Annotated in this window: 8 protein-coding genes; all 8 read right to left on the bottom strand. The window is 56.7% G+C overall.

Annotation, left to right across the window (positions count from 1 at the left end; all coding sequences use genetic code 11):
* Positions 1-381: 381 nt before the first annotated feature.
* The 8 genes from rpoC to secE all read right to left on the bottom strand — a co-directional run bounded on the left by rpoC (position 382) and on the right by secE (position 12,740).
* On the bottom strand, positions 382-4,623 hold the full coding sequence (rpoC, locus tag CSQ95_RS00005) for a DNA-directed RNA polymerase subunit beta' (RefSeq protein ID WP_034753138.1): 4,242 nt from the start codon (positions 4,621-4,623) through the stop codon (positions 382-384).
* Positions 4,624-4,732: 109 nt separating this feature from the next.
* The gene (rpoB, locus tag CSQ95_RS00010; protein ID WP_099408011.1) at positions 4,733-8,839 is read right to left on the bottom strand and encodes a DNA-directed RNA polymerase subunit beta; all 4,107 of its coding nucleotides are present in this window, start codon (positions 8,837-8,839) and stop codon (positions 4,733-4,735) included.
* Between the two features lie 244 nt (positions 8,840-9,083).
* Positions 9,084-9,455 carry a 50S ribosomal protein L7/L12 gene (gene rplL / locus CSQ95_RS00015; RefSeq protein WP_070223390.1) on the bottom strand — a complete coding sequence of 124 codons (372 nt, stop codon included), beginning with the start codon at positions 9,453-9,455 and terminating at the stop codon, positions 9,084-9,086.
* A 67-nt stretch (positions 9,456-9,522) separates the two neighbouring features.
* Entirely contained in the window at positions 9,523-10,062 is a 540-nt protein-coding gene (gene rplJ, locus CSQ95_RS00020) for a 50S ribosomal protein L10 (protein WP_034753621.1), read from the bottom strand.
* A 320-nt stretch (positions 10,063-10,382) separates the two neighbouring features.
* Positions 10,383-11,078: a 50S ribosomal protein L1 gene (gene rplA, locus CSQ95_RS00025; RefSeq protein WP_034753134.1), complete on the bottom strand. Its 696-nt coding sequence runs from the start codon at positions 11,076-11,078 to the stop codon at positions 10,383-10,385.
* Positions 11,078-11,512 (bottom strand): 50S ribosomal protein L11, encoded by a 435-nt coding sequence (rplK, locus tag CSQ95_RS00030; RefSeq protein WP_034783246.1) that lies wholly within the window; start codon positions 11,510-11,512, stop codon positions 11,078-11,080. Before rplK ends, rplA begins: the two co-directional genes overlap by 1 nt.
* A gap of 218 nt (positions 11,513-11,730) precedes the next feature.
* Positions 11,731-12,357 (bottom strand): transcription termination/antitermination protein NusG, encoded by a 627-nt coding sequence (gene nusG / locus CSQ95_RS00035; protein ID WP_070223388.1) that lies wholly within the window; start codon positions 12,355-12,357, stop codon positions 11,731-11,733.
* Positions 12,357-12,740, bottom strand: a complete 384-nt coding sequence (gene secE, locus CSQ95_RS00040) for a preprotein translocase subunit SecE (RefSeq protein WP_010394308.1) — start codon at positions 12,738-12,740, stop codon at positions 12,357-12,359. The genes nusG and secE overlap by 1 nt, the downstream gene beginning before the upstream one ends.

A 12,740-nucleotide genomic window follows, 5' to 3' on the forward strand; every position in this document is an offset into this window, starting at 1 on the left:
AGATCTTCGGTGGCTGCACCGGCCAGCGTGGTTTTATCGGCCAGCAGCAGCGCTTGACGCTCTTCCACTTCCCACGCTTCTTTCTCTTTGCATGCATCGTGGAAGGCCGCGCAACGGGCATAAAAAAACGGCACTCGAAAGTGCCGTTCTTGTCAGCTAGCAACGCAGATTACGCTTCGTCGCCGTGGTGTTGCTGGGTCTCGATTTTCTAGCAGATCTTCGGTGGCTGCACCGGCCAGCGTGGTTTTATCGGCCAGCAGCAGCGCTTGACGCTCTTCCACTTCCCACGCTTCTTTCTCTTTGCATGCATCGTGGAAGGCCGCGCAACGGGCATAAAAAACGGCACTCGAAAGTGCCGTTCTTGTCAGCTAGCAGCGCAGATTACGCTTCGTCGCCGTGGTGTTGCTGGGTCTCGATGTCCTGCAGCGCTTCGGCAGCTTCGCCAGCCATCGAGGCTTTCTCGGCCAGCAGCAGTGCTTGACGCTCTTCCACTTCCCACGCTTCTTTCTCTTTGCGTGCGCGGTGGAAGGCCAGGCCCGTACCGCCAGGAATCAGACGGCCGACGATGACGTTCTCTTTCAGGCCGCGCAGACCATCGCGCTTGCCCATGATCGCCGCTTCGGTCAGCACGCGGGTGGTTTCCTGGAACGATGCAGCCGAGATGAACGAATCGGTCGACAGCGATGCCTTGGTAATACCCAACAAGACGTTTTCGTAAGTCGCTGGAATCTTGTTCTCAACGGCCATGCGATCGTTCTCGTCCAGCAGTTCCGAACGCTCTACCTGCTCGCCAACGATGTAGTTGGTGTCGCCGGCATTGACGATCTGTACGCGGCGCAGCATCTGACGCACGATCACTTCGATGTGCTTGTCATTGATCTTCACGCCTTGCAGACGGTACACGTCCTGCACTTCGTCAACGATGTAACGTGCCAGCGCTTCGATACCCAGCAGACGCAGGATGTCTTGCGGATCGGCCGGGCCGTCCACGATCATCTCGCCCTTGTTCACGACTTGGCCGTCATGCACCAGCACTTGCTTGTCCTTGGTGATCAAGAACTCATGCTTGTTGCCGTCCATGTCCGTGATTTCCAGACGCTGCTTGCCCTTGGTTTCTTTACCGAACGCAACCGTACCCGTGACTTCCGCCAGCATACCGGCGTCTTTCGGCGAGCGCGCTTCGAACAGTTCCGCAACGCGTGGCAGACCACCGGTAATATCGCGCGTTTTTTGCGATTCGGTAGGAATACGTGCCAGCACTTCACCCACCGATACCTGTTGACCGTCCTTGACCATGATCAGCGCGCCGACCTGGAAGCCGATCGCCACCGAGTGTTCGGTGCCGGCGATCTTGACTTCTTCGTTCGCATCGTTGATCAGCTTGACTTGCGGACGCAGGGTCTTGGTCAGCGAACCGCGGCGTTTCGCATCGATCGCCACCAGGGTGGACAGACCGGTCACTTCGTCGACCTGACGGGCGACGGTGACGCCTTCTTCGACGTTCTCGAAACGCACTTGACCGGCGTATTCGGTAATGATCGGACGGGTCAGCGGATCCCACGTTGCCAGGGCCGTACCGGCCTTGATGACCATGCCGTCCTTGACGATCAGGGTCGCACCGTACGGTACTTTATGACGCTCACGCTCACGGCCGTGGTCGTCGGTAATCAGCACTTCACCGGAACGGGAAATGACGATTTGCGCGCCCTTGCCGTTCGTCACGTAACGCATGGTTGCCGTGAAGCGGATGGTACCGTTCGACTTGGCTTCCACCGACGATGCCACTGCCGCACGCGATGCCGCACCACCAATGTGGAACGTACGCATGGTCAGCTGGGTACCAGGTTCACCAATCGACTGCGCTGCCACCACACCGACGGCTTCGCCGGCGTTGACCAGCATGCCGCGGCCCAGGTCGCGGCCATAGCACTTGGCGCACAGGCCGAAGCGCGTGTCGCAAGTCAGTGGCGTGCGGACCTTGACTTCATCGATGGACAGACGCTCGATCTCTTCGACCATGTCTTCGTCCATCAGGGTGCCGGCTTCGTACAGCGTTTCCTGGGTTTCAGGATTGACGACGTCATGCACCACCACGCGGCCGAGGATACGGTCACGCAACGGTTCGATGACTTCACCACCTTCGACCAGTGCCTTCATGACGGCGCCGTTCATGGTGCCGCAATCGTCCTCGATCACCACCAAGTCTTGCGTCACGTCAACCAGACGACGCGTCAGGTAACCGGAGTTCGCCGTTTTCAGCGCCGTATCGGCCAGACCTTTACGCGCACCGTGGGTCGAAATGAAGTACTGCAAAACGTTCAGACCTTCGCGGAAGTTCGCGGTAATCGGCGTTTCGATAATCGAGCCATCCGGTTTGGCCATCAGACCACGCATACCGGCCAACTGACGAATCTGGGCTGCGGAACCGCGCGCGCCGGAGTCGGCCATCATGTAAATGGCGTTGAACGATTCTTGCGTCGACTTGGTGCCGTCGCGGCGGATCACGTCTTCGACTTTGAGCTGGTCCATCATGGCCTTGCCGACTTCATCCGAGGTTTTGCCCCAGATATCGACGACCTTGTTGTAACGCTCGCCGGCGGTCACGAGACCCGAGGCGTATTGCTGTTCGATCTGCTTGACTTCCGACTCGGCCGTCGCGATCAGGGTAACTTTTTGAGGCGGTACCAGCATGTCGTCGACGCAGATCGAGATACCGGCGCGTGTCGCCAGGCGGAAACCCGATTGCATCAGTTTGTCTGCGAACACCACGGTGGCGCGCAGGCCGCACTTGCGGAACGACGTGTTGATCAGCTTGGAAATTTCTTTCTTTTTCAGCGCGCGGTTCAAGACGGAGAACGGCAGGCCTTTCGGCAGAATTTCCGACAGGATCGCACGGCCGATCGTCGTTTCGTAACGCGTTACCGTTTTCTCGAATTCGCCCGTTTCGGCGTTTTTCGGGTATTCGGTAATACGCACGGTGACGCGGGTCGTCAGTTCGACTTCCTTGTTGTCGTAGGCGCGGATCACTTCCGACACGTCAGGGAACATCATCCCTTCGTTCTTCGCATTGATCGCTTCGCGGGTCGCGTAGTACAGACCCAGCACGATATCCTGGGAAGGAACGATCGATGGTTCGCCGTTCGATGGGAACAGGATGTTGTTCGATGCCAGCATCAAGGTGCGTGCTTCCATCTGCGCTTCGATCGACAGAGGAACGTGGACCGCCATTTGGTCACCGTCAAAGTCGGCGTTGAATGCGGCGCAGACGAGCGGGTGCAGCTGGATGGCCTTGCCTTCAATCAGGACTGGTTCGAAGGCCTGGATACCCAGACGGTGCAAGGTCGGTGCGCGGTTCAACATGATCGGATGTTCCCGGATCACGTCTTCCAAAATGTCCCACACGACCGGTTCCTGGATCTCGACCAGCTTTTTAGCGGCCTTGATCGTGGTCGCCAGACCCATCAGTTCCAGTTTATTGAAAATGAATGGCTTGAACAGTTCCAGTGCCATCAGTTTCGGCAAGCCGCACTGATGCAGTTTCAATTGCGGGCCCACGACGATGACCGAACGACCGGAGTAATCGACGCGTTTGCCCAGCAAGTTTTGACGGAAACGGCCGCCCTTGCCCTTGATCATCTCGGCCAAGGACTTCAGCGGACGCTTGTTGGCGCCGGTCATCGCTTTGCCGCGACGGCCGTTGTCCAGCAGCGAATCGACCGCTTCTTGCAGCATGCGCTTTTCGTTGCGCGTGATGATCTCTGGAGCGCGCAGCTCCATCAGGCGTTTCAGGCGGTTGTTACGGTTGATGACGCGGCGATACAGATCGTTCAGATCCGAAGTCGCGAAACGGCCACCGTCCAGCGGTACCAGCGGACGCAGCTCCGGCGGCAGCACTGGCAGCACTTCCATGATCATCCAGTCAGGCTTGATGCCCGAACGTTGGAACGCTTCCAGCACTTTCAGGCGCTTCGCGTATTTCTTGATCTTGGCTTCGGATTTCGATTCCTTCAGTTCCACGCGCAGGGTTTCGGCATCGCGGTGGATGTCGATCGAGCGCAGCAGTTCACGGATACCTTCGGCGCCCATGAAGGCGGTGAAGTCGTCGCCGTACTCTTCGTACTTGGCGGCGTAGTCGTCTTCCGACATGATCTGGCACTTTTTCAGCGGAGTCATGCCTGGATCGGTCACGACGTATGCTTCAAAGTACAGCACGCGTTCGATGTCCCGCAGGGTCATGTCCAGGACCATGCCCAGACGCGACGGCAGCGACTTCAGGAACCAGATGTGCGCGGTCGGCGAGGCCAGCTCGATGTGGCCCATGCGCTCGCGGCGCACCTTGGCCAAGGTGACTTCGACGCCGCACTTTTCGCAGATCACGCCGCGGTGTTTCAGGCGCTTGTACTTGCCGCACAGGCATTCGTAATCCTTGATCGGGCCAAAGATCTTGGCGCAGAACAGGCCGTCGCGCTCAGGCTTGAAGGTACGGTAGTTGATGGTTTCCGGCTTCTTGACTTCGCCGTAGGACCACGAACGGATTTTCTCAGGCGAAGCGAGACCGATCTTGATTGCATCGAAGGTCTCGTTGGTCTGTACTTGCTTGAATAGATCGAGCAGTGCTTTCATGTATCACTCCAGAGGTGATTAAATTTCTATATTCCTGAGACTACATTGCCCGGCGTGGTTTCCCAGCCGGGCTTTGTGTTTCCCAAACCAAATGACAGGGTGCTGTCGTTTAGTTGCGTTCGAGGTCGATATCGATACCCAGCGAACGGATTTCCTTGACCAGCACGTTAAACGATTCCGGCATGCCGGCGTCGATCACGTGGTCGCCCTTGACGAGGTTCTCGTACACTTTGGTACGGCCATTCACGTCATCGGACTTGACCGTCAACATCTCTTGCAAGACATACGACGCGCCATACGCTTCCAGTGCCCAGACTTCCATCTCACCGAAACGCTGACCACCGAACTGGGCTTTACCGCCCAGTGGCTGTTGCGTCACCAGCGAGTAAGGACCGGTCGAACGCGCATGCATCTTGTCATCGACCAAGTGATGCAGTTTCAGCATGTGCATGACGCCGACAGTGACCTTGCGCTCGAACGCTTCACCGGTGCGACCGTCATACATGGTCACCTGGTTTTTCGAAGCGGTCATGCCCAGGTTCTTGGCGATGTCGTCCGGATACGCCAGGTCCAGCATGCGGCGGATCTCTTCTTCATTGGCGCCGTCGAACACTGGCGTGGCGAATGGAACACCTTTTTTCAGGTTTTCCGCCAGCTTCATGATCTCTTCGTCGTCGAAGTCGTTCAGATCTTCCGCGCGGCCATTGTCGTTGTAGATCGTCGTCAGGTACTTGCGCACTTGCTCGACCTTGGTTTGCGCCTTCAGCATTTCGCCGATGCGGATACCCAGACCCTTGGCAGCCCAGCCCAAGTGAGTCTCGAGGATCTGACCAACGTTCATCCGCGAAGGAACGCCCAGCGGGTTCAGCACAACGTCGGCTGGCGTGCCGTCGGCCATGTATGGCATGTCTTCCACAGGAACAATACGGGAAACCACACCCTTGTTACCGTGGCGACCTGCCATCTTGTCGCCCGACTGCAGGCGGCGTTTCACGGCCAGGTAGACCTTGACCATTTTTTGCACGCCTGGTTGCAGCTCATCGCCTTGCGTCAGTTTCTTGCGCTTCTCTTCGAAGGCCAGATCGAACTGGTGACGCTTCTCGTTGATCGACTCCTTGATCGCTTCCAGCGCTACCGCAGCATCGTCGTCCGCAGGGCGGATATCGAACCAGTGGTATTTGTCCAGATCGGCCAGGTATTCCTTGGTGATCTTGGCGCCTTTGGCCAGCTTTTTCGGGCCGCCGTTGACGACTTTGCCGATCAGCATTTTTTCCAGACGCTGGAAGGCATCGCCTTCCACGATACGCATCTGGTCGTTCAAATCCAGACGGAAGCGTTTCAGTTCGTCATCGATAATTTGCTGGGCACGCTTGTCGCGCACGATGCCTTCACGGGTGAAGACTTGCACGTCGATCACGGTACCGATCATGCCCGAAGGCACGCGCAGCGACGTGTCTTTCACGTCCGAGGCTTTTTCGCCGAAAATCGCGCGCAGCAGCTTCTCTTCCGGGGTCAGCTGGGTTTCGCCTTTCGGCGTCACTTTACCGACCAGGGTGTCGCCCGCTTGGACTTCAGCGCCGATGTAGACGATACCGGACTCATCCAGACGTGCCAGCTGATTTTCAGCCAGGTTCGAGATGTCGCGCGTAATTTCTTCCGCGCCCAGTTTCGTATCACGGGCCACCACCGACAACTCTTCGATGTGAATCGAGGTGTAGCGGTCGTCCTTGACGACGTTTTCCGAGATCAGGATCGAATCTTCGAAGTTCAGACCATTCCATGGCATGAAGGCCACGGTCATGTTCTGGCCCAGCGCCAACTCACCCAGGTCGGTCGATGCGCCGTCGGCGATCACGTCGCGCTTGGCAACACGGTCGCCCACTTGCACGATAGGACGCTGGTTGATGTTGGTGTTCTGGTTCGAACGGGTGTACTTGATCAGGTTGTAGATGTCGACGCCGACTTCACCAGCTTGCGCTTCGTCATCATTGACGCGAATCACGACACGGCCCGCATCGATGTAATCGACGATACCGCCACGCAGCGCTTGCACAGTGGTGCCCGAGTCGACCGCAACGGTGCGTTCGATACCGGTACCGACCAGCGCTTTTTCCGGACGCAAGCAAGGTACAGCCTGGCGTTGCATGTTGGCGCCCATCAATGCACGGTTTGCATCATCGTGTTCGAGGAACGGAATCAGCGAGGCAGCGACGGAAACGATCTGGCCTGGCGCCACGTCCATGTACTGGATGCGCTCCGGGGAGACCAGGATGGTTTCGCCGGCTTCACGGGCCGAGACCAGTTCATCGGACAGCATGCCGGCGTCGTTGATGGTCGCATTCGCCTGAGCGATGATGTAGCGGCCTTCTTCGATGGCGGACAGGTAGTCGATCTGATCGGTAATCTTGGAGCCTTCGACCTTGCGGTACGGGGTTTCCAGGAAGCCGTATTCATTCAGGCGGGCGTACAGAGCCAGCGAGTTGATCAGACCAATGTTCGGACCTTCCGGTGTCTCGATCGGGCAGACGCGGCCGTAGTGGGTCGGATGCACGTCGCGCACTTCAAAGCCGGCGCGTTCGCGTGTCAGACCGCCGGGTCCCAGAGCCGATACGCGGCGCTTGTGGGTAATTTCCGACAGAGGATTGGTTTGGTCCATAAACTGCGACAGCTGGGACGAACCGAAGAACTCGCGAATCGCAGCCGAAATCGGCTTCGAGTTGATCAGGTCGTGCGGCATCAGGTTGTCCGCTTCGGCTTGGCCGAGGCGTTCCTTGACGGCGCGCTCAACACGCACCAGGCCGGCGCGGAATTGATTCTCGGCCAGTTCGCCCACGCAACGTACGCGACGGTTACCCAGGTGATCGATATCGTCGACTTCGCCACGGCCATTGCGCAGTTCCACCAGGATCTTGATCACGGCCAGCACGTCTTCGTTCGACAGCGTCATGGCGCCGGTCAGTTCATCGCGGCCAATGCGGCGGTTGAACTTCATGCGGCCCACGGCCGACAGGTCGTAGCGGTCCGAGTTGTAGAACAGGCCATTGAACAACGCTTCAACGGAATCTTCCGTTGGCGGCTCGCCTGGACGCATCATGCGGTAGATCGCCACTTTCGCAGCCATCTGGTCGGCGGTGTCGTCGATACGCAGGGTTTGCGAGATGTAGGCGCCCTGATCCAGGTCGTTCGTGTACAAGGTCTGGATTTCGGAAATGTTGGCGTCGCGCAGGCGGCCCAACAGATCTTCGGTCAGCTCATCGTTCGCGGAAGCGACGACTTCACCGGTGTCGGCATCGACGATGTTCTTCGCCAATACGCGGCCCAGCAGGTAGTCTTCCGGTACGGAAATGTGCTTGATGCCGGCAGCTTCGATATCACGCACGTGTTTCGCGTTGATACGCTTGTCTTTCAGCACCAGGGTCTTGCCCGACTTGTCGACGATGTCGAAACGCGCCACTTCGCCGCGCAGACGCTCGGAGACGAATTCCATCTCCGCGCCTTCGGAGCGCAGGTTGAAATTGTCGAAGACGAAGAAGTTCGCCAGGATTTGCTCGTGCGACATGCCGATGGCTTTAAGCAGGATCGTTACTGGCATCTTGCGGCGGCGGTCGACGCGGAAGAACAGGATGTCTTTCGGGTCGAACTCGAAGTCCAGCCACGAACCGCGGTAAGGAATGATACGCGCGGAGAACAGCAGTTTACCGGACGAGTGGGTCTTGCCGCGGTCATGCTCGAAGAACACGCCAGGCGAACGGTGCAGCTGGGAAACGATCACCCGCTCCGTGCCGTTGATCACGAACGAACCGGTGGTCGTCATGAGCGGCAATTCGCCCATGTAGACTTCCTGTTCCTTCATCTCTTTGACGACGGGCTTGGTTGGCGATTCCTTGTCCAGGATCACCAGGCGCACTTTCGCGCGCAGCGGCGACGCGAACGTCAGGCCACGTTGTTGACATTCTTTGACGTCAAAGGCAGGATCGCCCAGAACGTACGACAAGAATTCGAGACGCGCAAAACCATTGTGCGACACGATAGGGAAAATCGAGGTGAAAGCCGACTGCAGGCCATCATTCTTGCGGCCGGACGGTGCTATGTCCTCTTGCAAGAAGCTATGATAAGACTCGAGCTGGGTCGCCAGCAGGAACGGAACGTGGTGAACGTTGGCGCGCTTCGCGAATGATTTGCGAATGCGTTTCTTCTCAGTAAATGAGTAGTGCATGGACACTCCGTGAGTGACAGAAAGGATAGAAAATTCAGGTTTTGCAAGTGTTCGTTTGCACCGCTGCGTGTGACACAGACGAAACCTCAAGGCTCTGCTTTCCGGCTTGAATCGAATAAAAACTGCTGCTACAACTACATGACAAATACGATGCAGACGACAAAGGAGCCAAAGTCGGATTTCCCCCCTTGCGAGGGGAAACCTCAGACTTTGACTCGGGCGCTAACTGCCGCCGGTACAGATATTACTTCATCGAAGCGGTTGCGCCGGCTTCAACCAGTTTCTTCACTGCAGCTTCAGCGTCAGCTTTCGACACTGCTTCTTTCACAGTTTTTGGTGCGCCATCGACCAGGTCTTTAGCTTCTTTCAAGCCCAGGCCGGTGATTTCGCGAACTGCTTTAATGACGCCAACTTTGTTTGCGCCGAAGGTGTCCAGCACAACGTTGAACTCGGTTTGCTCTTCAGCAGCTGCTGCTGGGCCTGCTGCAGGACCGGCCGAAGCCATTGCTGCTGCGGACACGCCGAATTTTTCTTCGAATGCTTTAACCAGGTCGTTCAGGTCCATTACGGACATGGCGCTAACTGCTTCCAGGATATCGTCTTTGCTAATTGCCATTTTGAAACTCCTAAATTTATTACGTTAGTTACATCAGATTGGTACTGAGAGAAAAAAGCGCGCGCAATTAAGCGGCTGCTGGGGCTTCTTCTGCTGCTGCTTCTGCAGGAGCTTCGGCGCCTTCGCCTTTTTTCGCTGCCAGGGCAGCCAGACCACGTGCAAAGCCCGAAACCGGAGCCAGCATAACGCCCAACAACTGCGAAATGAGGACTTCACGGCTAGGAATGCTCGCCAACGCGGTGACAGCAGCTGTATCCAGCGGCTTGCCTGCGTAGTTACCTGCTTTGATGACCAGTTTGTCGTTGGTTTTAGCGAAGTCAGCGATGACTTTAGCTGCTGCAACGGCATCGGCCGAGATCGAGTAGATCAACGGGCCGGTCATGGCATCTGCCAGGCTGGCGAATGCGGTACCTTCAACGGAGCGACGAGCCAGAGTGTTTTTCAACACACGCAGGTACACGCCTTGGGCACGCGCTTTAGCACGCAGTTGCGTCAAGTGACCAACCTGGATGCCACGATATTCGGCCACGACGATCGTTTGCGCATTTGCTACTTGTGCGGAAACTTCGGCGACGACGGCCTTTTTGTCATTCAGATTGAGACTCACGGTCAACCTCCTTAAATGATGTTCGGCAATCACAACCGAGTGGTTGAGCGCCTTGCATCGGTTCGAACACGGCGTCCGAAGTCAAGAAGTACTAAACTGAGCGGATGGATTCACGCAGCATGAGGACTACAAAACTTGTTCGGGTACACCATCTGCGTTGGGCACTTGCCGTTACCGGCAAGCCTATTAACCTTCTGCATGTGCAATCGCAGTCGGCCCAACGGTCTTTGATTGTCTGCCTGCCTGATGTGAACACCAGGCAGGCAGCCCAAAGATGCGCCCGCAGCGCCCGAAGGCGCTACAGGACTTGATTCTGTTACTTAAGCTGCCAGGCTAGCCTGGTCAACACGGACGCCAGCGCCCATGGTCGACGACAACGAAACTTTGCGCAGGTACACGCCTTTGCTCGATGCTGGCTTGGCTTTGTTCAGTGCGTCGATCAGTGCGACCAGATTCGACTTCAGATCTGCGTCAGCGAACGATTTACGGCCGATGGTAGCGTGGATGATACCGGATTTGTCGGTACGGTACTGAACTTGACCGGCTTTCGCGTTTTTCACGGCGGTAGCGACGTCAGGAGTAACAGTGCCGACTTTCGGGTTAGGCATCATGCCGCGTGGGCCCAGGATCTGACCCAGGGTACCAACGATACGCATGGTATCTGGCGAAGCGATAACGATGTCGAAAGGCATGTCGCCGGCTTTGATCTGCTCAGCCAGGTCTTCCATACCAACGATGTCGGCGCCAGCTGCTTTGGCAGCTTCCGCTTTTTCGCCCGACGCGAAGACTGCCACGCGTACGGTTTTGCCGGTACCAGCTGGCAGCACGACAGAGCCGCGCACCACTTGGTCGGATTTCTTAGGATCAACACCCAGTTGTACCGATACGTCGATCGATTCATTGAACTTGGCCGTTGCGCACTCTTTGATCAGAGCGACAGCGTTGTCGAAAGCGTACACTTTGGTACGGTCGACTTTGGCTTTCAAAGCCTTGATACGTTTGGATAACTTAGCCATTATACAACACCTTCCACCGTGATACCAATCGAACGAGCGGAACCAGCGATGGTGCGTACAGCAGCATCCATGTCGGCAGCGGTCAGATCAGGGGTTTTCAATTTAGCGATTTCTTCAGCTTGTGCGCGGGTCAGCGTACCGACTTTGTCGGTATGTGGCTTCGGCGAACCTTTGGTGATCGCAGCAGCTTTTTTGATCAGGTAGGTTGCTGGAGGCGTCTTCATCACGAAGGTGAAGGACTTGTCCGCAAACGCGGTGATCACGACTGGGATCGGCATGCCTGGTTCCATACCTTGGGTCTGCGCGTTGAACGCTTTGCAGAATTCCATGATGTTCAGACCGCGTTGACCCAGAGCTGGACCGATTGGTGGGGATGGGTTTGCTTTACCAGCTGGCACTTGCAGCTTGATAAAACCAATGATTTTCTTTGCCATGATGGCTCCTATCTTGGATTGAGTAGTAGCGCCCCGCCGATCCTACCCTGGCGGGGCTCCTCTGACCGGATTTTGCTGTTACTACCGCAACGCTCCTGGTGGCGCTTTCAAACCTACTGCGCGGCGCGATTTGCGGCTTCCGATGCTCACTGTGCATTTGCACAGCTCCGCTTCTCAGCCACAACTCACATCCGCTCGCTACGGCTTTGTGAACCGCCTTAAACTTTTTCGACCTGGCCGAATTCGAGCTCTACCGGGGTAGCGCGGCCGAAGATGGTGACCGAGACGCGCACTTTGGATTTCTCGTAATTGACTTCTTCGACATTGCCGTTGAAATCGGTGAACGGACCATCCTTGATGCGTACCTGCTCGCCCACCTCGTACAAGGTTTTCGGACGGGGCTTTTCTACGCCTTCCTGCATCTGCTTCATGATGCCGTCGATTTCGCGCGCGGAGATCGGCGTCGGCTTGTTCGACTTGCCACCAATGAAGCCGGTAACCTTGCTGGTGTTCTTGACCAAGTGCCAGCTCTCGTCCGTCATTTCCATTTCAACCAGCACATAGCCAGGATAGAAACGACGTTCGGTGACGGACTTCACGCCATTCTTGACTTCGACAACTTCTTCGATCGGCACCAGGATCTGGCCGAACTGGTCTTGCATGCCCGCGCGCTCGATGCGCTCGGTCAGTGCGCGCATGACGCTTTTTTCCATGCCGGAATAAGCATGCACGACATACCAGCGCTTGCTGCTCACTGGCACGCTCAGCGCTGCACCAGTATCCGCTGCCGGAGCGTCGCCCGGAACGGACTCTTCCGCCGCTTCATCATGCACATTTTCGCTCATTATTTTTTCCAACCCAGAATTACGTCATACAACAAAAACTCGAGCAATTTATCCGTGCCCCACAGGAAAATCGCCATGACCAGCACAAAGGCAAACACGATCGCAGTAATCTGCGTGGCTTCTTTGCGGGTAGGCCAAACGACTTTCTTGGTTTCGCGCACAGCTTCTTTGGCGAAATTGAGAAATTCACGGCCGGTCGTCGAGACATACAAGAGCGCAACAGCAATAACCAAACCAGCCACAAGCGCGCTTGCACGCACCAGAGCTGGTTGGCCTGCCAGGTAATAAAACCCGACTACTCCTGCAATCGCAGCTACTATTGCCAGCGCGACTTTTATCTTGTCACTCGACGTGCTAACGGTTTGCACGGATTGATTTGACAT

The organism is Janthinobacterium sp. BJB304 (assembly GCF_002735765.1).
GTDB lineage: Bacteria > Pseudomonadota > Gammaproteobacteria > Burkholderiales > Burkholderiaceae_D > Janthinobacterium.